The following is a 24,586-nucleotide window of genomic DNA, read 5'->3' on the forward strand; positions in this document are numbered from 1 at the left end:
GGATCGCTACCTTTCTATCAAAGCGACGAGTATTTCTTGCGCAGACGCTGGCGAATCAGCTCGGCCAAGGTGTTCATGACGAAGGTGAACATCAGCAGCACCAAAGCAGCGAGGAACAGCACGCGATAGTGGCTGCCACCGACTTCCGACTCCGGCATTTCCACGGCCACGTTGGCGGCCAGGGTGCGCATGCCCTCGAACAGGTTCATCTCCATCACCGGTGTGTTGCCGGTGGCCATCAGCACGATCATGGTCTCGCCGACTGCACGGCCCAAGCCGATCATCAGCGCTGAGAAGATGCCCGGACTGGCGGTGAGGATCACCACACGGGTCAGGGTCTGCCAAGGCGTCGCGCCCAAGGCCAGCGAGCCCAGGGTCAGACTGCGCGGCACACTGAACACGGCGTCTTCAGCAATCGAGTAGATGTTCGGAATGACCGCGAAGCCCATGGCAATACCGACCACCAGGGCGTTGCGCTGGTCGTAGGTGATACCTAAGTCGTTGGTGATCCACAGGCGCATGTCACCGCCGAAGAACCAGCTTTCCAGGTGCGGGCTCATGGTCAGGGCGAACCAGCCGGTAAACAGGATGACCGGAATCAGGATCGCCGCTTCCCAACCATCCGGCACGCGCAGGCGGATCGACTCCGGCAGCCGGCTCCAGACAAAGCCGGCCAGCAGGATACCGATCGGCATCAGCAGGAACAGGCTGAACACACCGGGCAAGTGGCCTTCCAGGTACGGGGCCAAAAACAGGCCGGCGAAGAAGCCAAGGATCACCGTCGGCATCGCTTCCATCAGCTCGATCACCGGCTTGACCTTTCGGCGCATGCGCGGGGCCATGAAGTAGGCGGTATAGATGGCTGCAGCAATGGCCAGCGGGGCGGCCAGGATCATGGCGTAGAACGCGGCCTTCAAGGTACCGAAGGTCAGCGGCGACAGGCTCAGTTTGGGCTCGAAGTCAGTGTTCGAAGCGGTCGATTGCCAGACGTATTTCGGCTCGTCATAGTTCTCGTACCACACCTTGCCCCACAGCGCGCTGAACGAAACCTCCGGGTGCGGGTTGCGCAGGCTCAACGGCAACAACTTGCCGCCTTCTTCGATAATGATTCGGTTGGCGCGTGGCGACAGGGCCAGGGTGCCAGGGCCTTCGGCAGCCTGCTCAACCAGCAGGGTTCGGTGTGCAGTGCTGTGGAACACGCCCAGTTTGCCTTCGGCGTCCAAGGCGATGAAGCCTTTGCGGCGCTCTTCGGCGTCGATCTGCACGATCGGTGCCTTGCCCATCTGGAAGGTACGGATCTGCTTGAAGCGCGATTCTCCATCCGGGTCACGGGCCATGAACCATTGGGCCAGCCCGCCCTTGGAGTCACCGATGATCAGCGAAATGCCACCAACCAGCTGGGCGGTGGCGGTAATTTCGGTGTCGGCGCTTTCAGACAGCTTATAACGGCCATTGAGGCTCTTGTCGCGCAGGCTGAACACATCGGCCGTGGCGCGACCGTTGATCACGTACAGCCAGTGCTGGCGTGGGTCGATGAAGATATTCTTCACCGTTTCGGTCATTTGCGGCAGTTCGATGCGGTTCTGCTCGGTGGTGACCTCTTCGGTCATCATGTTTTCCGTGCGGGTCAGCTCGACCACCTGCAGCTGAGCACCGGTAGAGCCGGCCAGCAGCAGAGTGTCACCATTGACGTTGACGCTGACGTGGTCCAGCGCACGCCCCTGCTCGTCGAGCACGAACGATTGCTCGCCGTACGGATAGTCGATGCCAGGGGTGATGGTTTTCTTGTTGTCCGGGTAGGTGATCTTGTAGGTGTGGTGGAACACCAGGGCCTGACCATTGGACAAGCCCAGAACCACCAGCGCGCTGCCCGGCTGGTCAGTACTGATGGAAGTAACCTGGGTGTCCGCCGGCACTGCCAGATCGACACGCTTGAGTTCGTTACCGGTCTTGGTATCGAAGAACAATGCCTGGCCCTTGTCCGAAACACGCATCCCCACCTGATTCTGCTCTTCAAGCGCGATCATCAGTGGCTTACCGGCATCCTGCTGCAGCCATGTCGGCTCCAGGGCTTTCTTGCTGGTCAGCTCGGCACCCTGGAACAGTGGCAACACCACATAGGCCAGGTAGAAGAAGATCAACGTGATTGCCGCCAATACGGCAAGCCCGCCTACCAGTACATACCAGCGGGTCAGGCGGTCCTTGAGCGCGCGCATGCGACGCTTGCGTTGCAACTCGGGCGTATTGAAATCAATGCGCACGGGCTGGGAGTTTTGGGTCATGTTGGAATTGGCCAGATCATTCATGCGCACACCCTAGCGGTCCCGTGTGACAAAAACATTACAAAGTGGTGACGCGCGAAAGCCCGCCGCACAGGGAACCTGGCTTCGGACTGGAAATTCGTGGAAGAGGCCGGGCTGTGGCACCGGCCTCTTCTTAATTACTTACTTCTTTGCAACGTTACCGGCGTGCGACAGGCCCAGGTCAGCCAGGGTCTTGTCGACGACTTTGGCTGGCAGCGGGATGTAACCATCCTTCACCACTACCTGCTGGCCCGCTTGCGACAGCACCAGCTTGACGAACTCGGCTTCCAGCGGGGCCAGAGGCTTGTTCGGCGCCTTGTTGACATAAACGTAAAGGAAGCGCGACAGCGGGTAGGTGCCGTTCAGGGCGTTGGCTTCATTGTCTTCAATAAATTCACCGCCGTCTTTCTTGGCCAGGGCTACGGTCCTGACGCTGGCGGTCTTGTAACCGATGCCCGAGTAGCCGATGCCGTTCAGCGAGGAGCTGATCGACTGAACGACCGAAGCCGAGCCAGGCTGTTCGTTGACGTTAGGCTTGAAGTCGCCTTTGCACAGCGCTTCTTCCTTGAAGTAGCCGTAGGTGCCCGATACCGAGTTGCGGCCGAACAACTGAATTGGCTTGTTGGCCAGGTCGCCGGTCACACCGACGTCGCCCCAGGTCTTGATCTCGGCCTTGCCACCGCACAGGCGAGTGGAGGAGAAGATGGCGTCAACCTGAGCCATGGTCAGGCCCTTGATTGGGTTGTCCTTGTGCACGAACACGGCCAGGGCGTCGACGGCGACCGGGATGGCGGTCGGCTTGTAGCCGTACTTCTGCTCGAAGGCTTGCAGCTCGACATCCTTCATCTTGCGGCTCATCGGGCCGAGGTTGGCGGTGCCTTCGGTCAGCGCGGGTGGCGCGGTAGAGGAGCCGGCAGCCTGGATCTGGATGTTTACGTTCGGATATTCCTTCTTGTAGGCCTCGGCCCACAGAGTCATGAGGTTCGCGAGGGTGTCGGAACCGACGCTGGAGAGGTTGCCCGAAACACCGGTGGTCTTGGTGTAGGTCGGGATCGCAGGATCGACAGCGGCTACCGCGTTGGCGGTTGCAACGCCAGCGGCGGCAAAGGTAAGGGCCGCCATCAAACGCTTCAGTTTCATGCCTTGCTCCTAGCAGGAATATTGGGGTGTTGGATGGAACGGGCCCAAGTATCGGCAGGCCGCATGAATACGATATGACTTCATTGTGACAATTGGATGAAAGGCCATCACTGAAAACAGGCCCGGCCTCTTCGCGGCTAAAGCCCCCCCACAGGTTCGGTGTCGGCCTTTAGGCCTGTGCAACCCCCTGTAGGATCGGCTTTAGCCGCGAAGAGGCCAGTAGCCGTAGCGCAGATCAGCGCTTGTTGGCGAGCAGGTACAGGCCCACGGCCAGACCGACGGCGCAAAGGCCTGCCACGTAGTAGGCAGGCGCCATCGGGCTCACCTTCAGCAATGCGGTCACCACCATCGGCGTCAGCCCGCCAAAGATGGCGTAGGCCACGTTGTACGAGAACGACAACCCGCTGAAACGCACCACCGCCGGGAACGCCTTGACCATGACATAAGGCACTGCGCCAATCACGCCCACGCACAGACCGGTGACGGCATACAGCGGGAACAGCAACTCGGGCCGGGTCGGCAGGCTGTGGTAGAAGGTCCAGGAGCTGGCCAGCAGCAGCAGGCTGCCGATCACGAACACGCGGCCCGCACCAAAGCGGTCGGCCAGGCCGCCGGCACCAATACAGCCGAAGCTGAGCAACACGATGGCCAGGCTGTTGGCCTTGAGCGAGTCGGTCGGGCTGATGTGGTAGAAGCTCTGCAGCAGCGCCGGGGTCATCAGGATGACCACCACGATGCCGGCTGAAAGCATCCAGGTCAGCAACATCGACAGGATGATCGGGCCACGGTGGTCGCGCAGCACAGCGCGCAGCGGCAGCTCCTCGGCCAGTGCCTTGCGTTGCTGCATTTCGGCGAACACCGGGGTTTCGTGCAGCCAACGGCGCAGGTACACCGAGAACAGGCCGAACACACCGCCAAGCAGGAACGGAATACGCCAGGCGTAGTCAGCCACTTCTTCCGCGCTGTACACGCTGTTGATCAGGGTCGCTACCAGCGAGCCCAGCAGGATGCCGGCAGTCAGGCCAGCGGTCAGGGTGCCGCAGGCATAGCCGGTGTTGCGAGCCGGCACGTGCTCGGAGACGAACACCCATGCGCCCGGTACTTCGCCGCCGATTGCCGCGCCCTGGATGACGCGCATCAACAACAGCAGGATCGGTGCCCACATGCCGATCTGCGCATACGTCGGCAGCAACCCCATGATCAGGGTCGGCAGGGCCATCATGAATATGCTCAAGGTGAACATCTTCTTGCGACCAAGCAAGTCACCGAAATGGGCCATGATGATGCCGCCCAGCGGCCGCGCCAGGTAACCGGCGGCGAAGATGCCGAACGTTTGCATCAGCCGCAGCCACTCGGGCATGTCGGCCGGGAAGAACAACTTGCCCACCACCGTGGCGAAGAACACGAAAATGATGAAATCGTAGAACTCCAGCGCACCGCCCAAGGCGGACAGTGAGAGGGTCTTGTAGTCGCTGCGGGTCAGCGGCCGCGAGGGCTGCTCGATACTGCTGGGCACGGAGGTCATCGCTCGTTGTTCTCTTTGTAGGGCATGCAGGCCGCTTGGCGCGCGGCTTCTGGATTGGAGACAGGCGAAGATAGCAAATTGCCGAGCTACGCCGAAAGCGATACAAAATCCACGCAGATATTCATGAATGCGCGGTCGTCGCTGGCCGTTATGCCCTATATACTGGCAGATCGTAGGATTAGGTTGCTCCTAACGTGGGATGTTGTGCGAAAACGCCGGTCACTATTGTCAGGCGGTTTCGCAGAGTTTCCCTACGGCCGCCCAGTGAAACGAAATCGGCGTAGTATGTTTCAAGCTGAATCGTTTACCCGGCCTTTGCGCCACACCAACGAAAAGCGTCACGGGTCAGAGGCCCCATCGCATGATTGAGCTCGAACAAGAAGATCCAATCCCGCAAGGCGACCTGGCCTTGCAAATCACCGCATTGCCGCGAGAAACCAACGGGTTTGGCGATATTTTTGGCGGTTGGCTGGTTGCCCAAATGGACCTGGCAGGCACGGCCATGGCCAGCCGTGTCGCCGGCGGCCGCGTAGCCACCGTAGCCATCGACCGCATGGCCTTCCTGGTACCCGTCGCGGTAGGCGCACAGCTGTCTTTCTATACCCAGACCCTGGAAATCGGCCGCAGCTCGATCCAGATGATGGTCGAAGTGTGGAGCGACGACCCGCTGTCCAGCGAATGGCGCAAGGTCACCGAAGCGGTATTCGTCTTCGTCGCCATCGACGGCAGTGGCCGTACCCGCTCCGTGCCTCGTCGCTGAGCCTCGCTGGCGGTAAACTCATTGCATGTGCCCGGGTCCAAGGCCCACTGGCAATCAATGGGACGAACGCAATGGCTACCTTTCAGGTCGTAACCGAGCAACATGGCGAACTCAACTGTTGGCGTATCAGCAGTGACCGCGCCGAACTCCTGATCGCCCAGCAGGGCGCACAGGTCCTCAGCTACCAGCAGGTAGGCGAACCGCCGCTGCTGTGGCTGAGCGACCAGGCCATCTTCCGCCAGGGCAAGTCGGTACGCGCCGGGGTACCAGTGTGCTGGCCATGGTTTGGCAACCTGCAGCGCAACCCTCAGGCCGTCCAGGCCATGTACCAGGGAACACCGGCGCCTGCCCACGGGCTTGCGCGCACGCGTGACTGGCAATTGCTGGGTATCGAGGAAGTGGGCGAAACCCTGCGGATCGAGTTCGAACTGCCTGAAGCGCAGGGCGACCTGCCGGGTTGGCCTCATGATGTCGAGCTGAAACTGGTGGTGGAGATGGGCACAGAGCTAAAACTGAGCCTGACCAGCCGCAACATGGGCAATACCCCCGTGACCATCAGCCAGGCCCTGCATAGCTACTTCGCGGTCAGCGATGTGCGCCAGGCGCGGGTCGAGGGTGTCGACGGGCTGGGTTATATCGAGACCCTGGCGGGCTGGGAACAGCGCCAGCAGCTGGGGGCACTGACGTTTGCCGGGGAGACGGACCGGATCTACCTGAACACCCCGCAGACCCTCAGCATCGTCGACACGCATTGGAGTCGGCGGATTACCTTGACCAGCAGCAGCTCGCGCTCAGCGGTGATCTGGAACCCGTGGACCGAGCGGGCCAAGGAGCTGGCGGACATGGCTGACGATGGATGGCAGCGGATGTTGTGCATCGAGACAGCCAATGTGTGGGATGACCTGGTGGAGTTGAAGCCTGGGGCGAGTCATTCGCTGAGCGTCCAGATCGGTTGTGAAAATATCTGAGCCCAGCACTTTTGTTGCCGGCCTCTTCGCGGGCTTGCCCGCTCCCACAGGTAACCCACAATTTTCGAGGCTTGTGGAGAACCTGTGGGAGCGGGCAAGCCCGCGAAGAGGCCGGGCCAATTATCAAAGGTCTGCGTCTTCTACCACCCTCACCTTCCCCGCATCCAGCGCATAGGCCGCGTCGGCCAGGTCATTGCTGACCTTTTCCACCTTCAGCTTGCCGCTGACCCACAGCGGGGTGTAGATGTCATCGATCTTCAGGCCTTTCGGGTAGCGCACCAGTACCAACTGGTTGGGCGGCGGTGGCGGCACATGGATGCACGCACCCGGGTACGGCACCAGGAAGAACAACGTGCTGTTGCCCTTGGCGTCACTCTCCAGCGGCACAGGGTAGCCACCTAGGCGGATGTCCTTGCCATTCATGGCCGCAACGGTCTTGGTCGAATACATCACCGCAGGCAGGCCCTTGCTCTGCTTGAGGCCACCCTTGGCGGTAAAAGTGCCCATGGCTTCCGGTGAGTTGTGGTCGATTTCAGGCATTTGTTCCAGCGCCTTCTGGTCCGACCTGGGCATCAGCTCCAGCCAGTCGGTTTCGGGCAGTTCGGCATGGGCCAGCGTACTGGCCAACAGCAAGGGGACAAGGAAAAAGGCACGCATGAAAATGCTCGGCAACTCGAATGAATTGCCGAGCATTCTAACCAGTAATCAGCGTTTCTTGATGAATCCGTAGATCACCAGCAGGACCACGGCACCGACCAGCGCACCAAAGAAGCCCGCCGCCTGCCCAGCCTGGTATATACCCAGCGCCTGGCCGCCATAGGTAGCCAACAAGGAGCCGGCAATACCCAGCAGGATGGTCATAATCCAGCCCATGCTGTCATCGCCCGGCTTGATGAAGCGGGCCAGCAGGCCGACGATGAGGCCGATGAAGATGGTTCCAATGATACCCATGGCAATCCCTCTGCAGTGAAGTTGGAACAAGCCAAAGCCTAGACGGGCTTCGGCTTGCTGCCATATTCAGAGGGCGTGCCGCTTGCAGAAGTTCGATTCGATGCCCGATCAGTTGCTGATCAGCGCCTCTACTTCGGCAATCTTGCGCTCGAGGGTGGCCATGTCAGCGCAGCGCAGGGTGGCGTGTCCAACTTTGCGGCCAACCTTGAAGGCTTTGCCGTAGTGGTGCAGGTGGCAGTCCCCGATGGCGAGAACCTTGTCCACGGCCGGCACTTCACCGATGAAGTTGAGCATCGCGCTCTCGCCCACCTTGGCGGTCGAGCCCAGTGGCAGGCCGGCAACGGCACGCAGATGGTTCTCGAACTGGCTGCACTCGGCACCTTCGATGGTCCAGTGCCCGGAGTTGTGCACACGCGGGGCTATTTCGTTGGCCTTCAAGCCACCATCAACTTCGAAGAACTCGAAGGCCATCACGCCAACGTAATCCAGCTTCTGCAACACGCGGCCGACGTAATCTTCGGCCAGCGCCTGCAGCGGGTGTGCCTGACTGGCCACCGACAGGCGCAGGATGCCGCTCTCGTGGGTGTTGTGCACCAGCGGGTAGAAGCGGGTTTCGCCATCGCGGCCACGCACGGCCACCAGCGATACTTCGCCAGTGAACGGCACGAAGCCTTCCAGCAGGCATGGCACGCTGCCCAGCTCGGCGAAGGTACCCACCACGTCTTCTGGCGTGCGCAGCACCTTCTGGCCCTTGCCGTCGTAACCCAGGGTGCGGGTTTTCAGTACGGCCGGCAGGCCGATGCTGGCCACTGCGGCGTCCAGATCTGCCTGCGAGAGGATGTCGGCGAAGGCCGGAGTGGGGATGCCCAGGTCGCGGAACATGCTCTTTTCGAACAGGCGGTCACGGGCGATGCGCAGCGATTCGGCGCTGGGGTACACCGGCACGAACTGCGAAAGGAAGGCGACGGTCTCGGCCGGGACGCTTTCGAACTCGAAGGTGACCAGGTCGACTTCGTCGGCCAGCTGACGCAGGTGGTCCTGGTCGCCGTAGTCGGCACGCAGGTGCTCGCCCAGGGGCGCAGCGCAGGCGTCCGGTGCCGGGTCGAGGAAGGCGAAGTTCATGCCCAGCGGGGTACCCGCCAAGGCCAGCATGCGGCCCAGCTGGCCGCCACCGATTACACCGATCTTCATGGGTTGAGCCTCAAGCCTGGCGCGGGTCTGGGTTGTCCAGCACGGTGTCGGTCTGTTCCGTGCGGAACTGCTTCAACGCCGCGTGGTACTGCGGGTACTTGGCGCCCAGAATGCTGGCCGACAACAGGGCAGCGTTGACTGCACCGGCACGGCCGATGGCCAGGGTGGCAACCGGCACACCGGCAGGCATCTGCACGATCGACAGCAGCGAATCGACGCCCGACAGCATCGACGACTGAACCGGCACGCCCAGCACCGGCAGGTGGGTCTTGGCGGCGCACATGCCTGGCAGGTGGGCTGCGCCACCGGCACCGGCGATGATCACCTCGATGCCACGGCCCTCAGCCTCCTCGGCATACTGGAACAGCAGATCCGGGGTGCGGTGGGCGGAAACCACCTTCACTTCGTAGGGAATGCCGAGTTTTTCCAGCATATCGGCGGTGTGGCTAAGGGTGGACCAATCGGACTTGGAGCCCATGATCACGCCAACCAGTGCACTCATCGTCGAGCCTCTCCTGCAAGCGCCTTCTGGCGCGCTAAAAGCAACAAGCCACGCAGGTGGGCCGGCGTGGCTTGTCATACGGATTCTGAATCGACCAGTCGGCCGAAGGCGCGGGATTGTAACGTATTTAAAGGCTGGCCGCCCACCCCTACAAGCACATGCCGGATCAAAGGGCAAGCTGTCTCGTGGGACAACTTTTTCCTGCTGCCTCGGGGTCGACGAGTGCTGCACGCTCGCAGCCCTTCCTCGAGCACTTTGGTACGTCTACATGAAAACTCCATGCTTCTTCGCACTTTCGTTTGGTCTGGCACTCAGCGTGCAATTGCCTAGTGCTTCGGCAGCCCAAGCGCTCACCGTCACCGTCTATGTGCACGACGACCTGGCCGATATGCACGACGGGCAATTGAACGAAGACTTCTTCCAGCATTGGCTGAACGAAATGCGCAGTTTCAGCCAACATCCCGTCGAAGTGATATTTCAACGCAATATAAAACACATAACCGATATTGCTTATGCAGGAATGCCGTCCGAAAAGCTCCTGGATGCTTTCAGCCGGCAGGTGTATGCACAAAAGCGACACCGACTCTACTCCCTCATGGATAAACATCTCCTGCTCACCCGCAACAGCTACGATCACAGCGGCCTGAACTACAACGCCGGCTTGGCCTATTTAAAGCAGAAAACAGCCATTGCCTCTGTGGCCGCATACGGTGCTGCAGCTCATGAAATTGGCCATCTTCTAGGCGCCACCCATGAAGACGCCGAACTGAAGTTCAATGGTTGGGTGTGTGAAACGTACACGCACCCCCGTGTACCGGCACGGTCCAACTGCTACCGCTACAGCGACAGGAATCGTGCAAATATCACTGATTACCTGAAGGAGAATTCAAAGTGACGCTTCACCTTGTGCTGCAGACGACTCCAGCTTGCGCCATAGCAAGCGGACGTTAGCCTTACGCACCAGCGCGCAGCGGTACAGGCGGATTTCCAGCGGCACATGCCATTGGCTACCGCCGCAGATCGCCAGCTCACCGCGTTCGAGCTCGCCACGCATGGACAGGCGCGGCACCCAGGCGATGCCCATCCCTTCCAGGGCCATGCTCTTGAGGCTGTCGGCCATGGCGGTTTCATAGACGGTGGTATACCGCAGGTTGCGCTGGCGCAGCAGTAAGTTGACCGAGCGGCCAAGGAATGCGCCGGCGGTATAGGCCAACAATGGCACGCTGCCCTCGCCTTCCAGGTCGAACAACGGCTTGCCATCGGCACCCACGGCGCACACCGGCAGCATTTCAGTGTTGCCCATGTGCAGCGATGGGAAGATCTCGGCATCCATCTGCAAGGCCGCGTCCGGGTCGTAGAACGCCAGCATCAGGTCGCAGCCGCCTTCGCGCAGTGCATGTACGGCATCTCCGACGTTGGTCGCAACCAGGCGGGTGGCGATGTTCAAACCGTCGTTGCGCAACTGGGCCACCCAACGGGGGAAGAAGCCCGACGCCAAGGAGTGCGCCGCAGCGACTTGCACCACTTCGCCCTGCCCGCCTTCAAGATGATGCAAATGACGGAGAATTTCGCTCAACTGGTCGACAACGGTACGCGCTGTGACGAGAAATAGCTGCCCGGCCTCGGTCAGCTCGATGGGTGTGCGAGAGCGGTTAACCAATTGCAGGCCCAACGCCGCCTCAAGGCTGCGAATGCGCCGGCTGAAGGCCGGTTGGGTAACGAAACGCCGCTCTGCCGCCTGGGAAAAACTGCGGGTAGCGGCCAGAGCGCTGAAGTCTTCCAGCCATTTGCTTTCAAGGTTCACAAAGCACATCTCCCGGCGTGCACCAAAATGGAACACGCTCGAATATCAATTGGCGTCACATGAAACACTATGCCGTTTGTGCATAGGTTAGCGTGCAATAGCATTGGCCGCAAAAACACCTTCAGGCCTAGGATTGGCGCCATTCCGGCAGGTGCCGGGTCAAAATCGAGATGATATACATCATGTCCTCTGCTGCATCGTTCCGCGTCGAAAAAGACTTGTTGGGTACCCTTGAAGTTCCTGCAGATGCCTACTACGGCATCCAGACCCTGCGCGCTGCCAACAACTTCCACCTCTCCGGTGTTCCGCTGTCGCACTACCCGAAGCTGGTCGTGGCCCTGGCCATGGTCAAGCAGGCCGCTGCCGACGCCAACCGTGAGCTGGGTCACCTGAGCGATGCCAAGCACGCTGCCATTTCTGCAGCCTGCGCCCGCCTGATCAAAGGCGATTACCACGACCAGTTCGTAGTTGACATGATCCAAGGCGGCGCTGGTACTTCTACCAACATGAACGCCAACGAAGTCATTGCCAACGTTGCGCTGGAGGCCATGGGCCACCAGAAGGGTGAGTACCAGTACCTGCACCCGAACAACGACGTGAACATGGCGCAGTCGACCAACGACGCCTACCCGACCGCAATCCGCCTGGGCCTGTTGCTGGGTCACGACGCGCTGCTGGCCAGCCTTGATAGCCTGATCCAGGCCTTTGCTGCCAAGGGTAAAGAATTCGACCACGTACTGAAGATGGGCCGTACCCAGCTGCAGGACGCCGTACCAATGACCCTGGGCCAGGAATTCCGCGCCTTCGCCACCACCATGAACGAAGACCTGCAGCGCCTGCGCTCGCTGGCTCCGGAACTGCTGACCGAAATCAACCTGGGTGGTACCGCCATCGGTACTGGCATCAACGCCGACCCTGGCTACCAGGCCTTGGCCGTACAGCGCCTGGCTACCATCAGCGGCCATCCGCTGGTACCGGCTGCCGACCTGATCGAAGCCACCTCCGACATGGGCGCTTTCGTGCTGTTCTCCGGCATGCTCAAGCGCACAGCGGTCAAGCTGTCGAAGATCTGCAACGACCTGCGCCTGCTGTCCAGCGGCCCGCGTACCGGCATCAACGAGATCAACCTGCCGGCGCGTCAGCCAGGCAGCTCGATCATGCCAGGCAAGGTCAACCCGGTTATTCCAGAGGCTGTAAACCAGGTGGCCTTCGCCATCATGGGCAACGACCTGGCCCTGACCGTCGCCGCCGAAGGTGGCCAACTGCAGCTGAACGTGATGGAGCCGCTGATCGCCTACAAGATCTTCGACTCGATCCGCCTGCTGCAACGCGCCATGGACATGCTGCGCGAGCACTGCATCGTCGGCATCACCGCCAACGAACAGCGCTGCCGCGAACTGGTCGAGCACTCGATCGGCCTGGTTACCGCACTGAACCCGTACATCGGCTACGAAAACGCCACCCGTATCGCCCGCGTTGCCCTGGAAAGTGGCCGCGGCGTACTGGAACTGGTGCGCGAAGAGAAGCTGCTGGACGACGCGATGCTCGACGACATCCTGCGTCCGGAAAACATGATCGCTCCACGTCTGGTTCCGCTGAAGGCGTAATCAGGCCGCTGTAAACAGTCTCACCAGGTCGAGGGACTAGACACCTCTCAACCTTTCCAAGGCCCGAGCGCTTGCTTCGGGCCTTTTTTTTGCCTGAAGGTTTTGGGGGCCGCTTTTGCGGGCCTTCGCGACACCAGACCGCGCCTGCAGAGTATGTGGTTTACCTGCAGCCCCGGATATCGGCACACAACTTGCTCCATAATGCGTCCCAGCCCCACGGGATTACCCAGCATGCTGCACAGCCACCTGACCACCCTCAACGCAGTTTCGCTGATTCTCAACGTCTTCCAGGCAGACGGTTGCGAGGCTTCAGCGCTGCTGGCCGGCAGCGGCATTGGCCCGGCAGACCTGGGGCATGCCGATGCGCGCATCACCACACAGCAGGAGTTGCAGGTTTGCGCCAATGCGGTGGCCCGACGCGAGGACATTGGCCTGGAGCTGGGCCAGCGCATGCATGTGTCGTGCTACGGCATGCTCGGTTACGCGCTGCTCTCCAGTGCCACTTTGGGTGACGCCTTACGCCTGGCGCTGCAATATCCGGCACTGCTGGGAACAGTCTTCAAGCTGCGCTTGCTCGACGACGGCCAACGTGTCTGGTTCAGCGCCAGCGATTACCAGGACAGCCCGGCGCTGAGCGCTTTCAACGCCGAGTTCTGCCTGGTGTCGCTGAAAGTCATCTGCGACGACCTGCTTGGCCGTCCGTTGCCGCTGCTTGGCGCACGCTTTGAACACCCTCGCCCTGGTTACCACGCGCTCTATGCCGGAGCGTTTCCATGCCCGATCGGTTTCGCCGCCGAGGACAATGCCTTTGCCTTCGAACGGCGATGGCTAGATATGCCGCTGCCGCTGGCCGACCCGATTACTCACAAAGCCATGAGCGAGCGCTGCCGGCGCCTGAACCTTGAATTCACCGGTCGCCAGGCATGGCTGGGACGGATTCGCCAGCTGCTGGCGCAGCAACTGGACGCAGCCCCTGGGCTGGAAGGGCTTGCGCGGCAGATGAACTGCTCGTCGCGCACCCTGCGTCGGCATTTGCAGGCGCTGGGCTGCAGTTATCAACAACTGCTGGACGAACTGAGGTTCGAGCGGGCCAAGCAGTTGCTGGCCGATGAACAGATGCCGATCTACCGGATTGCGGAGACTTTGGGGTTCAGTGAGACGGCCAGTTTTCGGCATGCCTTCCAGCGCTGGAGTGGCGTGGCGCCCAGCCATTTTCGTGGTTGACCTGTTCTGGCCTCTTCGCGGGTAAACCCGCGCCTACAGGGGCGTCACAACCCCTGACGCCTTGGTGGCCATTGTAGGAGCGGGTTCACCCGCGAAAGGGCCGGACCTGCCGGCCAATGCCCAAAGGCCGTTCACCGTTGCCGCCGCTGCCTTACCCGCGACGGGGCTGGGATAGGTCACCGCCCATCTGGCCATAGACCTTGGCCACATCGATCCCCTTTTGGCCGTTTGCGTCGTTCTCCCCTGCTGATCAGCCCGTAACAATGGACCCACGCCAGTCCCCACCGGAGAACAACAATGCTGACGATCTATTCCGATGACCACCGCCTGCACCACGGCCGCTGCGAGCTGATCGATGGCAAGCTGATGCCCTGTTTCGAAATGCCTTCGCGCGCCGACCATGTGCTCGACCAGGTGAAAAAACGCGACCTCGGCGATATCCAGGGCCCCACCGATTTCGGCCGTGCGCCGTTGCTGCGCATCCACAGCGCCGACTACCTGAATTTCTTCGAAGGCGCCTGGGCCCGCTGGGCTGCACTGGGCCACGAGGGTGACCTGCTGCCCTTCACCTGGCCGGCCCGCACACTGCGCCAGGTCAAACCGACCGGCCTGCATGGCGAACTGGGTTACTACAGCTTCGATGCCGGCGCCCCCATCACCGCGGGTACCTGGCAGGCGGCCTATAGTGCTGCGCAAGTTGCCCTGACCGCACAGGCAGCGATTGAGCAAGGCGCCCATGCGGCGTTCGCCCTGTGCCGTCCGCCAGGACACCACGCTGCCGGTGAAGTGATGGGCGGCTACTGCTACCTGAATAACGCCGCCATCGCCGCCCAGGCCTTCCTCGACCAAGGCCGAAGCAAGGTCGCCATCCTTGACGTCGACTACCACCACGGCAACGGCACCCAAGACATCTTCTACAGCCGCGACGACGTGTTCTTCGCTTCGATCCACGGCGACCCGCAGGACGAATTCCCGTTCTTCCTAGGCTATGCCGATGAAACCGGCGAAGGCGCAGGCGAGGGCTACAACATCAACTACCCCTTGCCGGCCGGTAGCGACTGGGCCGCCTGGAGCGCAGCCCTGGAAGATGCCTGCAAGCGCATCGCCAGCTATGACGCCGACGTGCTGGTCATCTCCCTGGGTGTGGACACCTTCAAGGACGACCCCATCTCGCAATTCAAGCTGGACAGCCCGGACTATCTGGAAATGGGCAAGCGCATCGGCCAACTCGGCAAGCCGACCCTGTTCGTGATGGAAGGCGGCTACGCTGTGGAAGAAATCGGCATCAACGCGGTCAATGTGCTGGAAGGCTTCCAGCGCGCCCAGCCAGGAGCCCGATAATGGTCCGACTCAAACGTCTGCTCGCCCCGCTCATCGCTGCCACCCTGTCCACGGGCGCCCTGCATGCGCAAGCCGAGCAGCGTACCCTGCGTGTATACAACTGGTTCGATTACATCACCCCGCAGACCTTGACTGCGTTCCAGAAGGACAGTGGCGTCAAGCTGGTGTACGACATCTTCGACACCAACGAGGCGCTGGAGGCCAAGCTGCTAACCGGTAACTCCGGTTATGACGTGGTAGTGCCGTCCAACGTGTTCCTCGCCAAACAGATCGAAGCCGGGGTGTTCCAACCGCTGGATCGCAGCAAGCTGCCGAATTGGAAACACCTGGACCCGGCGCTGATGAAGCTGATCGAAGCCAATGACCCGGGCAACAAGTTTGCCGTGCCGTATATGTACGGCACCGTGCTGATCGGCTTCAACCCGGCCAAGGTCAAGGCTGCACTCGGCGACAACGCGCCGGTGGACAGCTGGGACCTGATTTTCAAGGAAGAGAACATCGCCAAGCTCAAGCAGTGCGGCGTGGCCCTGCTCGACTCGCCGTCGGAGATTCTACCGGTGGCCCTGCAGTACCTGGGCTTGCCGCCGAACAGCGACAAACCGGCCGACTACAAGAAGGCCGAGGCGCTGATGCTGAAGATTCGTCCGCATATCACGTACTTCCACTCCTCGAAGTACATGGCAGATATCGCCAATGGCGACATCTGCGTGGCGGTGGGCTACAGCGGCAGCTTCTCGCAGGCTGCCAACCGCGCCCGCGAGGCGAACAACGGCGTGGTGGTGGACATGCGCCTGCCCAAGGAAGGCGCGCCAATCTGGTTCGACATGCTGGCGATTCCAAAGGGCGCAGCCAACCCGGAGGATGCGCATACCTTCATCAACTACCTGCTGCGGCCAGAGGTCATTGCGCCGATCAGCGACTTCGTCGGGTATCCGAACCCGAACAAGGATGCGACCGACAAGGTGAATCCGACGATTCGCAACAACCCCAACCTGTATCCGACAGCAGAGGCGAGGGCCAAGCTGTATACCCTCAAGCCTTTGACACGAAATGCCGAACGGGCCAGGACCCGCGCCTGGACGCGGATAAAGTCCGGTACCTGATATTGAACCGGGGGCTGCTTTGCAGCCCCCTTCATTTTCTCCAGACTTTGCGTAGTTTCATCAAGGCCTCGGCTATCTCGCCCTCCGGCACCGCAGCAAAGCCCAACACCAGGCCTGCCCGTTTATCCACAGGCGCCTCGCTGTCCGCCAACCAGAAATTGCTCAGTGGCGTCACCTCCACCCCCACCGCCTCGGCCTTGGCCACCAGCTCCTGTTCCCGAGCAAAGTTATCCACATCGACCTTCACATGCAGCCCAGCCGCCACTTCCAGCATTGCGCCCAACCCCGGAATATCCACAGGCCAACCGGCCATGAGCACATCGCGCCGCTTCAACGCCGCCTTGCGCATGCGGCGGATATGCCGCTGAAAATGCCCTCGCGCCATGAACTCGGCCATCACGCACTGGCTGCTGACCTCCGAATGCCGTACCGCCAACGCTTTGCCCTGGCTGAACGCCTGCACCAGACTTGGTGGTAGCACCAGGTAGCCCAGACGCAACGCCGGGAAGGCTATCTTGCCGAAAGTACCGACATACAGCACCCGCCCGTGCCGGTCGAGCGCCGCCAGCGGGGCCAGCGGGGCACCGCTGTAGCGATACTCGCCGTCGTAGTCGTCCTCGATGATCCAGCCGCCACTGCGTTCAGCCCAGGCCAGCAATGCCAGGCGACGTGCAAGGCTCATGGTCACCCCGGTCGGGTATTGGTGCGCAGGCGTGACATAGGTCAGCCGACAATCCGTCAACTGTTCGAGCCGGTCGCAGTCCAGCCCGTCTTCATCCACAGGTACGCCAACCACCCGCCCCCCCGCGAGCGTGAAGGCATGCGCGGCCGCCCGATAGCCTGGGTTTTCCACAGCCACACCGTCGCCCGATTGCAGCAGCAACTGTGCACAAAGGCTGATGGCCTGCTGCGCACCGCTTGTGATCACAATTTGTTCAGCTGTGCAGTTCAGCCCCCGCGAGCGGCGTAAGTAGGCCGCAATCAGATCGCGCAAAGCCGGTTCACCTGCCGGGTCACCATAGCCCAGTTGCGCAGGGGACGGGTTGCGCCAGAAACCCGCCTGTAGCTTGGCCCATACGTCAAACGGGAACAGGTCGAATGCCGGAATGCCGACTCGAAATGCACGCGGCGCGCCACTTCTGGGAGGTGGTAAATGGTTGCTTTTCAGGCGCTGCAGAGGCTCACGGAAAAGTCTCTCGCTGGATAAATCCTCAGTATTTTCTTCAGGAAATGTGGATAAACCTGTTGATAAGCATAGGGATAACCCTGTGGATACTTCTGTGGACAGTTTGGGCAGTAGGCTAACGTAAGTGCCATCGCCGACCCGACTTTCGATGAAGCCCTCGGCATACAGCTGATCATAGGCGCGCACCACGCTGTTGCGTGAAAGCGCCAACATGGCAGCCAGGTCGCGCGTGGCCGGCAGCCGCGTACCACTGCTCAGACGCCCATCCAGTACCCGTGCTCGCAACGCCTGATACAGCTGCTGGCTAAGCCCGCGGCGGCGATCAAGGGCGATCCCGGCAGGGTCGAAAGGCAGTATGAGGGGGGACTCACTCATGGTATTGGACCTATCAAAACAGGCATAAATGGCTCTTACATAGAACCAATAGCCTGCCTAGGATGGAGCCATTCGACAAGGATCCCGCCATGTACACCAGTAAGCCCCACCAGGAACACGACCTCACCCGCCTGCACCAGCACATGCTAGACACCCGCCTGGCCGTTCTGATCAGCCAAGGCGAGCAGGGCCTTCTGGCCACACACCTGCCGGTGCTGGTCGATACCGCCGAGGGCGTTTACGGCACTGTGTATGCTCACCTGGCCCGGGCCAACCGCCAATGGCAAGACCTGCAGCAAGGCGCAGAAGCGCTGCTGGTATTCCCCGGCGCCGATGCTTATGTCAGCCCCAGCTATTACCCAAGCAAGGCCGATAACCCCAAGGTGGTGCCGACCTGGAACTACCTGGCGGTGCACGCTTATGGCCCGGCCGAAGTCATCCATGAGGCCGAGCCGCTACTGGCTATCGTAAGCCGCCTGACCGACCGCCACGAACAGGGTCGCAGCGAACCATGGAAAGTCACCGATGCACCTGCCGACTACATCGAGGGCATGCTGCGTGCCATCGTCGGCATCCGCCTGCCCATTGCGCGCCTTCAAGGTGCACGCAAGCTCAGCCAGAACCGCTCCGGGCAAGACGTCGCTGGCGTGCGCGAGGGCCTGACCGCCAGCCCCGATCAACTGGACAAACAACTCGCGGCGCACATGCGCCAAGCCTGAAGGAATAGCCCCATGACCAGCGTTACTCTGCGCCCTGTCACTGCCCAGGATCACGCCGCCTGGCACACCCTGTGGCAGGCCTACTTGCACTTCTACGAGACCAAACTGGCCGATGCCATCAGCCTGAGCACCTGGCAACGCTTGCTCGACCCCAACGAGCCAACCCATTCGGCACTGGCCTGGGTCGACGGCAAGGCGGTGGGGATGGTCAACTTCATCTACCATCGTTCCAACTGGAGCATCGAGAATTCCTGCTACCTGCAGGACCTGTATGTGGACAGCACGCAACGTGGCCTGGGCATTGGTCGACAGCTGATCGAGTACGTCTACACCACTGCCAAGGCCGACAACTGCATCAAGGTGCACTGGCTGACCCACGAAACCAACGCCACTGCCATCAGCCTGTACCAGCAGGTTGCAGAGCGCTCGGGTTTCATCCAATTCCGCAAAGGCTTGTAGGTCGAACATGACAGACGCATTGAACTGGAAACCCGCCGCCACCCCCAAGGCCGAACCAATTGAAGGCCGCTTCATCCGCCTGGAGAAGCTCGATGCAGAGCGCCATGGCGAAGACCTCTGGGAGGTGCTGCAGGGGCCGGCCTCCGATCCGGTGCTGTGGGACTACTTGCCCTACGGCCCGTTCGCCGAACGTGCCGCCTTTGACCGCTGGCTGGAAGGCAATGCTGCTGGCCGCGACCCGCTTTTCTATACCGTCATCGACCGCGCCAGTGGCCAGGCCCAAGGCATTCTCAGCCTGATGTCGATCGTGCCTGACCACGGCCGAATAGAGATCGGGCACATCGCCTTCGGCGCCGCCATGCAGCGCACGCCCAAGGGTACCGAGGCGGTGTATCTGCTGGGCAAGCTGGGCTTCGAGCTGGGTAATCGACGACTGGAGTGGAAGTGCAATAACGCCAATGCCCGCTCCAAACGCGCGGCAGAACGATTCGGCTTCGTCTACGAAGGGGTGTTCCGCAAGCACCTGGTGGTCAAGGACCATAACCGCGATACGGCTTGGTACTCGATTACCGATGATGAATGGCCGGCGGTAGCTGCCGGGTTTGAGCGATGGCTGAGCGAGGAGAACCAGCAGCCGGGTGGCCAGGTGGATAGCCTTGAGGTGTGCCGCAAAGGTTGAACGGTGTGCTGAATCAGCTGGCCTTTTCGCGGATGAACCCGCTCCTGCGGGGGATGCGCGTCATGAGGTGGACTACCCGCGAAGAGGCTAGTGAATCCGGCACAAAAAAAGGGGAGCATCCGCTCCCCAGAGGTTAACCACTTGTAGATGAGGGCTTAAATCAGCCTTCGATCTCGATCAGGATCTCACCCGGCGTCACGCGATCACCCTTGGCCACATGGATGGCCACGATCTTGCCGGCGATGGCTGCCTGCACTTCGGTTTCCATCTTCATGGCTTCGGTGATCAAGACCGCCTGGCCGGCCTTGACCATGTCACCTTCCTTGACCAGCACATCAACGATGTTCCCTGGCATGGTGGTGCTTACGTGGCCAGGGTCAGTAGCTTGTTTGCGCTTGCTACCGCCACCGCTGACGAACTCGTTGAGCGGCTCGAATACCACTTCTTCCGGCATGCCGTCGATCGACAGGTAGAAGTGACGCTTGCCTTCGGCCTTAACGCCCACACCGGTGATGTCGACGCGGTAGGTTTCGCCGTGAACGTCGATGACGAACTCGGTCGGCACGCCTTCACCACCTGGGGCAGCCACGGCACCGGCTTCCGGAATCGGCAGCAGAACTTCAGGCGTCAGCGTGCCAGCTTCGCGTTCTTCGAGGAACTTGCGGCCAATGTCCGGGAACATGGCGAAGGTCAGCACGTCCTCTTCGCAACGGGCCAGGGCACCGATGTCGCTACGCAACTTGGCCATTTCCGGCTTCAGCAGGTCAGCCGGGCGCACATCGATCACTTCTTCGCTGCCGATAGCCTGGCGACGCAGTTGTTCGTTGACCACACCCGGGGCCTTGCCATAACCACCTTGCAGGTACAGCTTCACCTCATTGGTGATGGTCTTGTAGCGCTCACCCGCCAGCACGTTGAAGAAGGCCTGGGTGCCGACGATCTGCGAGGTCGGGGTGACCAGCGGCGGGAAGCCGAGGTCTTCACGAACACGCGGGATCTCGGCCAGCACTTCGTTCATGCGGTTAAGGGCGCCCTGCTCCTTGAGCTGGTTGGCCAGGTTGGAAATCATGCCGCCCGGTACCTGGTTGACCTGCACGCGGGTGTCCACCGTTGTGAACTCGCTTTCGAACTGGTGATACTTCTTGCGCACGCCATAGAAGTACAACCCGATTTCCTGCAGAAGCTCCAGGTCCAGGCCGGTGTCGAATTCGCTGCCCTTGAGTGCAGCAACCATCGACTCGGTACCCGGGTGGCTGGTGCCCCAAGCGAAGCTGGAGATGGCGGTGTCGATGTGGTCGGCGCCATTTTCCACGGCCTTGAGCTGGCACATGGCAGCCAGACCGGCGGTATCGTGGGAGTGGATGAACACCGGCAGCGACTGTTCAGCCTTCAGCGCCTTGACCAACTCGCCAGTGGCGAACGGGGTCAGCAGGCCAGCCATGTCCTTGATCGCCACCGAGTCGCAACCCATGGCTTCCATCTGCTTGGCCTGCTTCACGAAGGCTTCGATGGTGTGTACCGGGCTGGTGGTGTAAGCGATGGTGCCCTGGGCGTGCTTGCCGGCGGCCTTGACCGCTTCGATGGCCACGCGCAGGTTACGCACGTCGTTCATGGCGTCGAAAATGCGGAACACATCAATGCCGTTAACCGCAGCCTTGGCGACGAAGGCCTTGACCACGTCGTCGCTGTAGTGGCGGTAGCCCAACAGGTTCTGACCGCGAAGCAGCATTTGCAGGCGGGTGTTGGGCAGCGCTGCACGCAGCTTGCGCAGGCGCTCCCACGGGTCTTCCTTGAGGAAGCGCACGCAGGCGTCGAAGGTGGCACCACCCCAGACTTCCAGCGACCAGTAGCCAACCTTGTCGAGCTTGTCGCAGATCGGCAGCATGTCTTCGGTACGCATGCGGGTGGCCAGCAGGGACTGGTGAGCGTCGCGCAGGATCGTGTCGGTTACGTGAATTTTCTTGGACATTATGGGGTTCCTCACAGGCCTGCGTGGGCGGCGATGGCGGCAGCGATGGCCAGGGCCAGCTCTTCGGGTTTGCGCTTGATCGAGTAGTTGGTCAATTCAGGGTGGCTTTCGACGAAGCTGGTATTGAACTGGCCGCTACGGAATTCCGGATTGCGCAGGATTTCCTGGTAGTACGCGGCGGTGGTCTTCACCCCTTGCACGCGCATGTCGTCCAGGGCCCGCAGGCCGCGGTCCATGGCTTCTTCCCAGGTCAACGCCCACACCACCAGCTTCAGGCACATGGAGTCGTAGAACGGCGGAATGGTATAGCCGGTGTAGATCGCCGTGTCGGTACGCACGCCTGGGCCGCCGGGGGCATAGTAACGGGTGATCTTGCCGAAGCTGGGCAGGAAGTTGTTTTTCGGGTCTTCAGCATTGATACGGAACTGCAAAGCGTAGCCACGGTGCTGAATATCTTCCTGCTTGACCGACAGTGGCAGCCCCGAGGCAATGCGGATCTGCTCGCGAACGATGTCGATCCCGGTGATTTCCTCGGTAATGGTGTGTTCCACCTGCACCCGGGTGTTCATTTCCATGAAGTACACTTCGCCATCGGCGAGCAGGAACTCCACAGTACCGGCGTTCTCGTAATTCACCGCTTTGGCCGCACGCACCGCCAGGTCGCCGATGTAGGCTCGCTGCTCGGGAGTGAGCTGTGGGCTCGGGGCAATTTCGATGAGCTTCTGGTTACGGCGCTGGATAGAGCAGTCGCGCTCGAACAGGTGCACTACGTTGCCGAAGCTGTCACCGAGAATTTGCGCCTCGATGTGCTTTGGGTTGACGATGCACTTCTCCAGGAACACTTCGGCCGAACCAAAGGCCTTGGTCGCCTCGGAAATTACCCGCGGGAAGTTCTGTTCCAGTTCTTCACGGCTATTGCAGCGGCGAATACCGCGGCCGCCACCACCGGAGGTGGCCTTGAGCATCACCGGATAACCGATGCGGTCACCTTCGCTCAGGGCTTCATGAATATCGGCAACGTTGCCTTCGGTGCCCGGGGTTACCGGCACACCGGCGGCAATCATGGTGCGGCGCGCTTCGGTCTTGTCGCCCATACGGCGGATCACGTCGGCGGCCGGGCCAATGAACTTGATCCCGCGCTCGGCGCAAATCTCTGCCAGTTCGGCGTTTTCCGAAAGGAAACCATAGCCCGGGTGCAGGGCATCACAGCCGGTTTCCACAGCCAGGTTCACCAGCTTGCGCGGGTTCAGGTAACCGGCCAGCGGCTCGGCACCGATGCTGTGGGCTTCGTCAGCGCGCTTGACGTGCAAGGCATGCCGGTCGGCGTCGGAAAAGATCGCTACCGAGCGAATGCCCATCTCGGCGCAAGCACGCACGATCCGAACTGCGATTTCACCTCGGTTGGCGATCAGGATTTTTTTTATCACTGGAGTCTTCCCAAAGCCGTAGGAACAGTCGAGCCGGTTCTACCGGTCGGCGCGTGACCAGACGTTGCTGGCCAGTCGCGTATTCACCCTAGCGCTGTAGGTCGATAAACAAAAATCAATATTTGTTAGAGGCTGTATTAGTAAAAGCTTATAGTTGGGTAACAGGGTGTTGCCGAAGAGCCGATTAAAATGCGTAAGTCCTTGATGCGTATGACATTGCGTCAACTCCAGATCTTCAATGAGGTGTGCGATTTGCGCTCGTACAGCCGTGCTGCGGAGGAGATGGCGCTGACGCAACCCGCCGTTAGTCTACAGATTCGCCAGCTTGAAGAGCTGATCGGCCAGCCACTGTTCGAGTACGTGGGCAAGAAGCTCTACCTGACCGAGGCGGCCGAGGCCCTTCAGCGCGCCAGCCACGATATCTTCGGGCGCCTGGAAAGCCTGGACATGCAGCTGTCGGACATGCAGGGCTCATTGCAGGGTCAGTTGAAACTGGCGATCGAGTCCAGTGCCAAGTACTTCGTGCCACACCTGTTCGCCGCCTTCAAGCAGCGTCACCCGGAGGTCAACCTGACCCTGACGGTAGTCAACCGCGCCCAAGCCATCCGCCGCCTTTCCGATAACCGCGACGACCTGATCATCATGTCGATGGTGCCGCAAGACATGGGCCTGGAGTTTCTGCCGTTCCTCAACAACCCGATCGTTGCGGTTGCCCCGCCGAACCACCCGCTGTGCAAGCTGGAGCAGTTGCGCATGCAGGACCTGGAGCCTCATACCCTGTTAGTCCGCGAGCAGGGTTCGGGAACACGCAAGGCGTGCGAAGAGTACTTCAAGGACAAGCGCGTGCATTTCGCCCAGACGCTTGAGGTAGCCTCGGCCGATGCCCAGCGCGAATGCGTGATCGCCGGCTTGGGGATCGCCCTGCTGACCCGTCACGCAGTCAACCTGGAACTGGCCACCGGTGTGCTGAAGGAATTACCGGTCGAGGAACTGCCGCTGTACCGTAGCTGGTGCGTGGTGCAGGCCAAGGCCAAGCGGCAGTCGCCGGTGGCCTTGGCGTTCCTGGCATTCATCCGCGGCGAACGTGCATTGATCAGCGCGCTTGTTGAACGTTTTTCGGGGAAGTTGCCGCCGATGACTGCCATACCGTGAGTGCTTGCAGCTCAGGGTAGTCCGCCAGGTCGCGGAGCAGTTGACGTTGGTCGCAATAGCTTTCGATCGCGCGGCGGTATTCCATGCGGCGCTGATCCTTTTCCTGCTGCTTGCGAGCCTTGGCGTTGGGTTGGTACGTACCGTCGAAGTCACGAGCCATTGCCTGTCTCCCAGATAGGATGCGAGAGTTTCAGACTGGCC

At 61.0% G+C, this 24,586-nt stretch carries 23 protein-coding genes; 11 read left to right on the forward strand and 12 right to left on the reverse strand.

Annotation, left to right across the window (positions count from 1 at the left end; genetic code table 11):
• Positions 1–17: 17 nt before the first annotated feature.
• The 3 genes from QCL51_RS24815 to QCL51_RS24825 form a co-directional block, all read right to left on the reverse strand.
• A complete protein-coding gene (locus QCL51_RS24815) occupies positions 18–2,306 on the reverse strand; it encodes an ABC transporter permease subunit (RefSeq protein ID WP_021785272.1) in 2,289 nt (762 codons plus the stop codon).
• 138 nt (positions 2,307–2,444) lie between these two features.
• A complete protein-coding gene (locus tag QCL51_RS24820; RefSeq protein ID WP_021785273.1) occupies positions 2,445–3,443 on the reverse strand; it encodes a phosphate ABC transporter substrate-binding protein PstS in 999 nt (332 codons plus the stop codon).
• Between the two features lie 235 nt (positions 3,444–3,678).
• Positions 3,679–4,968, reverse strand: coding sequence for an MFS transporter (locus tag QCL51_RS24825; RefSeq protein ID WP_103443637.1), 1,290 nt, complete (start codon positions 4,966–4,968; stop codon positions 3,679–3,681).
• A gap of 361 nt (positions 4,969–5,329) precedes the next feature.
• Between QCL51_RS24825 and QCL51_RS24830 the strand changes: the two genes are divergently transcribed.
• Positions 5,330–5,728 (forward strand): acyl-CoA thioesterase, encoded by a 399-nt coding sequence (locus QCL51_RS24830; protein ID WP_003253317.1) that lies wholly within the window; start codon positions 5,330–5,332, stop codon positions 5,726–5,728.
• A gap of 71 nt (positions 5,729–5,799) precedes the next feature.
• Positions 5,800–6,696, forward strand: a complete 897-nt coding sequence (locus tag QCL51_RS24835; protein WP_330508759.1) for a D-hexose-6-phosphate mutarotase — start codon at positions 5,800–5,802, stop codon at positions 6,694–6,696.
• A gap of 123 nt (positions 6,697–6,819) precedes the next feature.
• Here the strand turns inward: QCL51_RS24835 and QCL51_RS24840 are convergent, their stop codons facing one another.
• The 4 genes from QCL51_RS24840 to purE form a co-directional block, all read right to left on the reverse strand.
• The gene (locus tag QCL51_RS24840; RefSeq protein ID WP_019437621.1) at positions 6,820–7,389 is read right to left on the reverse strand and encodes a DUF3299 domain-containing protein; all 570 of its coding nucleotides are present in this window, start codon (positions 7,387–7,389) and stop codon (positions 6,820–6,822) included.
• A 12-nt stretch (positions 7,390–7,401) separates the two neighbouring features.
• Complete coding sequence (locus QCL51_RS24845) at positions 7,402–7,647, reverse strand: GlsB/YeaQ/YmgE family stress response membrane protein (protein WP_010955824.1); 246 nt, start codon at positions 7,645–7,647, stop codon at positions 7,402–7,404.
• A 108-nt stretch (positions 7,648–7,755) separates the two neighbouring features.
• Positions 7,756–8,838: a 5-(carboxyamino)imidazole ribonucleotide synthase gene (locus QCL51_RS24850; protein WP_021785277.1), complete on the reverse strand. Its 1,083-nt coding sequence runs from the start codon at positions 8,836–8,838 to the stop codon at positions 7,756–7,758.
• A 10-nt stretch (positions 8,839–8,848) separates the two neighbouring features.
• Entirely contained in the window at positions 8,849–9,340 is a 492-nt protein-coding gene (gene purE, locus QCL51_RS24855; RefSeq protein WP_003253304.1) for a 5-(carboxyamino)imidazole ribonucleotide mutase, read from the reverse strand.
• Positions 9,341–9,608: 268 nt separating this feature from the next.
• On the opposite strand from purE, the gene QCL51_RS24860 reads away from it, so the two are divergent.
• Positions 9,609–10,235 (forward strand): zinc-dependent metalloprotease family protein, encoded by a 627-nt coding sequence (locus tag QCL51_RS24860; protein ID WP_021785278.1) that lies wholly within the window; start codon positions 9,609–9,611, stop codon positions 10,233–10,235.
• On the opposite strand, the gene QCL51_RS24865 is transcribed toward QCL51_RS24860, so the two are convergent.
• Positions 10,227–11,144 carry a LysR substrate-binding domain-containing protein gene (locus QCL51_RS24865; RefSeq protein WP_162149607.1) on the reverse strand — a complete coding sequence of 306 codons (918 nt, stop codon included), beginning with the start codon at positions 11,142–11,144 and terminating at the stop codon, positions 10,227–10,229. The two genes, QCL51_RS24860 and QCL51_RS24865, sit on opposite strands and share 9 nt — an antisense overlap.
• A gap of 182 nt (positions 11,145–11,326) precedes the next feature.
• Between QCL51_RS24865 and aspA the strand changes: the two genes are divergently transcribed.
• The 4 genes from aspA to QCL51_RS24885 all read left to right on the forward strand — a co-directional run bounded on the left by aspA (position 11,327) and on the right by QCL51_RS24885 (position 16,419).
• Entirely contained in the window at positions 11,327–12,751 is a 1,425-nt protein-coding gene (gene aspA / locus QCL51_RS24870) for an aspartate ammonia-lyase (RefSeq protein WP_028697462.1), read from the forward strand.
• Between the two features lie 231 nt (positions 12,752–12,982).
• Entirely contained in the window at positions 12,983–13,975 is a 993-nt protein-coding gene (locus QCL51_RS24875; protein ID WP_021785281.1) for an AraC family transcriptional regulator, read from the forward strand.
• Between the two features lie 297 nt (positions 13,976–14,272).
• Entirely contained in the window at positions 14,273–15,316 is a 1,044-nt protein-coding gene (locus QCL51_RS24880) for a histone deacetylase family protein (protein ID WP_103469563.1), read from the forward strand.
• Positions 15,316–16,419, forward strand: coding sequence for a polyamine ABC transporter substrate-binding protein (locus QCL51_RS24885; protein ID WP_338444445.1), 1,104 nt, complete (start codon positions 15,316–15,318; stop codon positions 16,417–16,419). The genes QCL51_RS24880 and QCL51_RS24885 overlap by 1 nt, the downstream gene beginning before the upstream one ends.
• 31 nt (positions 16,420–16,450) lie before the next feature.
• Here QCL51_RS24885 and QCL51_RS24890 read toward each other — a convergent pair whose 3' ends face one another.
• The gene (locus tag QCL51_RS24890) at positions 16,451–17,980 is read right to left on the reverse strand and encodes a PLP-dependent aminotransferase family protein (protein WP_021785284.1); all 1,530 of its coding nucleotides are present in this window, start codon (positions 17,978–17,980) and stop codon (positions 16,451–16,453) included.
• 89 nt (positions 17,981–18,069) lie between these two features.
• On the opposite strand from QCL51_RS24890, the gene QCL51_RS24895 reads away from it, so the two are divergent.
• The 3 genes from QCL51_RS24895 to QCL51_RS24905 are packed head-to-tail and all read left to right on the forward strand — an operon-like array spanning position 18,070 to position 19,837.
• A complete protein-coding gene (locus QCL51_RS24895) occupies positions 18,070–18,699 on the forward strand; it encodes an FMN-binding negative transcriptional regulator (protein WP_021785285.1) in 630 nt (209 codons plus the stop codon).
• A 12-nt stretch (positions 18,700–18,711) separates the two neighbouring features.
• Complete coding sequence (locus tag QCL51_RS24900; RefSeq protein ID WP_021785286.1) at positions 18,712–19,158, forward strand: GNAT family N-acetyltransferase; 447 nt, start codon at positions 18,712–18,714, stop codon at positions 19,156–19,158.
• Between the two features lie 7 nt (positions 19,159–19,165).
• Positions 19,166–19,837, forward strand: coding sequence for a GNAT family protein (locus tag QCL51_RS24905; protein ID WP_103469561.1), 672 nt, complete (start codon positions 19,166–19,168; stop codon positions 19,835–19,837).
• 160 nt (positions 19,838–19,997) lie between these two features.
• Here QCL51_RS24905 and oadA read toward each other — a convergent pair whose 3' ends face one another.
• Both oadA and QCL51_RS24915 read right to left on the reverse strand, forming a co-directional pair.
• On the reverse strand, positions 19,998–21,806 hold the full coding sequence (gene oadA / locus QCL51_RS24910) for a sodium-extruding oxaloacetate decarboxylase subunit alpha (RefSeq protein ID WP_021785288.1): 1,809 nt from the start codon (positions 21,804–21,806) through the stop codon (positions 19,998–20,000).
• An 11-nt stretch (positions 21,807–21,817) separates the two neighbouring features.
• The gene (locus QCL51_RS24915; RefSeq protein WP_003253279.1) at positions 21,818–23,233 is read right to left on the reverse strand and encodes an acetyl-CoA carboxylase biotin carboxylase subunit; all 1,416 of its coding nucleotides are present in this window, start codon (positions 23,231–23,233) and stop codon (positions 21,818–21,820) included.
• A gap of 189 nt (positions 23,234–23,422) precedes the next feature.
• On the opposite strand from QCL51_RS24915, the gene QCL51_RS24920 reads away from it, so the two are divergent.
• Positions 23,423–24,385, forward strand: coding sequence for a LysR family transcriptional regulator (locus QCL51_RS24920; protein ID WP_021785289.1), 963 nt, complete (start codon positions 23,423–23,425; stop codon positions 24,383–24,385).
• Here the strand turns inward: QCL51_RS24920 and QCL51_RS24925 are convergent.
• Positions 24,327–24,545 carry a hypothetical protein gene (locus QCL51_RS24925; protein WP_061405728.1) on the reverse strand — a complete coding sequence of 73 codons (219 nt, stop codon included), beginning with the start codon at positions 24,543–24,545 and terminating at the stop codon, positions 24,327–24,329. The two genes, QCL51_RS24920 and QCL51_RS24925, sit on opposite strands and share 59 nt — an antisense overlap.
• Positions 24,546–24,586 lie beyond the last annotated feature (41 nt).

The sequence above is a fragment of the Pseudomonas sp. LTR0 genome (genome assembly GCF_036630035.1).
GTDB classification, from domain to species: domain Bacteria; phylum Pseudomonadota; class Gammaproteobacteria; order Pseudomonadales; family Pseudomonadaceae; genus Aquipseudomonas; species Aquipseudomonas putida_Y.

Coding starts and splice junctions, on each gene's coding strand:
- QCL51_RS24895 (WP_021785285.1), top strand. CDS start 18,070: ATGTACACCAGTAAGCCCCACCAGGAACACGACCTCACCCGCCTGCAC.
- QCL51_RS24840 (WP_019437621.1), bottom strand. CDS start 7,389: ATGCTCGGCAATTCATTCGAGTTGCCGAGCATTTTCATGCGTGCCTTT.
- aspA (WP_028697462.1), top strand. CDS start 11,327: ATGTCCTCTGCTGCATCGTTCCGCGTCGAAAAAGACTTGTTGGGTACC.
- QCL51_RS24880 (WP_103469563.1), top strand. CDS start 14,273: ATGCTGACGATCTATTCCGATGACCACCGCCTGCACCACGGCCGCTGC.
- QCL51_RS24920 (WP_021785289.1), top strand. CDS start 23,423: ATGCGTAAGTCCTTGATGCGTATGACATTGCGTCAACTCCAGATCTTC.
- QCL51_RS24825 (WP_103443637.1), bottom strand. CDS start 4,968: ATGACCTCCGTGCCCAGCAGTATCGAGCAGCCCTCGCGGCCGCTGACC.
- purE (WP_003253304.1), bottom strand. CDS start 9,340: ATGAGTGCACTGGTTGGCGTGATCATGGGCTCCAAGTCCGATTGGTCC.
- QCL51_RS24875 (WP_021785281.1), top strand. CDS start 12,983: ATGCTGCACAGCCACCTGACCACCCTCAACGCAGTTTCGCTGATTCTC.
- QCL51_RS24860 (WP_021785278.1), top strand. CDS start 9,609: ATGAAAACTCCATGCTTCTTCGCACTTTCGTTTGGTCTGGCACTCAGC.
- QCL51_RS24835 (WP_330508759.1), top strand. CDS start 5,800: ATGGCTACCTTTCAGGTCGTAACCGAGCAACATGGCGAACTCAACTGT.
- oadA (WP_021785288.1), bottom strand. CDS start 21,806: ATGTCCAAGAAAATTCACGTAACCGACACGATCCTGCGCGACGCTCAC.
- QCL51_RS24925 (WP_061405728.1), bottom strand. CDS start 24,545: ATGGCTCGTGACTTCGACGGTACGTACCAACCCAACGCCAAGGCTCGC.
- QCL51_RS24850 (WP_021785277.1), bottom strand. CDS start 8,838: ATGAAGATCGGTGTAATCGGTGGCGGCCAGCTGGGCCGCATGCTGGCC.
- QCL51_RS24885 (WP_338444445.1), top strand. CDS start 15,316: ATGGTCCGACTCAAACGTCTGCTCGCCCCGCTCATCGCTGCCACCCTG.
- QCL51_RS24890 (WP_021785284.1), bottom strand. CDS start 17,980: ATGAGTGAGTCCCCCCTCATACTGCCTTTCGACCCTGCCGGGATCGCC.
- QCL51_RS24820 (WP_021785273.1), bottom strand. CDS start 3,443: ATGAAACTGAAGCGTTTGATGGCGGCCCTTACCTTTGCCGCCGCTGGC.
- QCL51_RS24815 (WP_021785272.1), bottom strand. CDS start 2,306: ATGAATGATCTGGCCAATTCCAACATGACCCAAAACTCCCAGCCCGTG.
- QCL51_RS24845 (WP_010955824.1), bottom strand. CDS start 7,647: ATGGGTATCATTGGAACCATCTTCATCGGCCTCATCGTCGGCCTGCTG.
- QCL51_RS24900 (WP_021785286.1), top strand. CDS start 18,712: ATGACCAGCGTTACTCTGCGCCCTGTCACTGCCCAGGATCACGCCGCC.
- QCL51_RS24830 (WP_003253317.1), top strand. CDS start 5,330: ATGATTGAGCTCGAACAAGAAGATCCAATCCCGCAAGGCGACCTGGCC.
- QCL51_RS24905 (WP_103469561.1), top strand. CDS start 19,166: ATGACAGACGCATTGAACTGGAAACCCGCCGCCACCCCCAAGGCCGAA.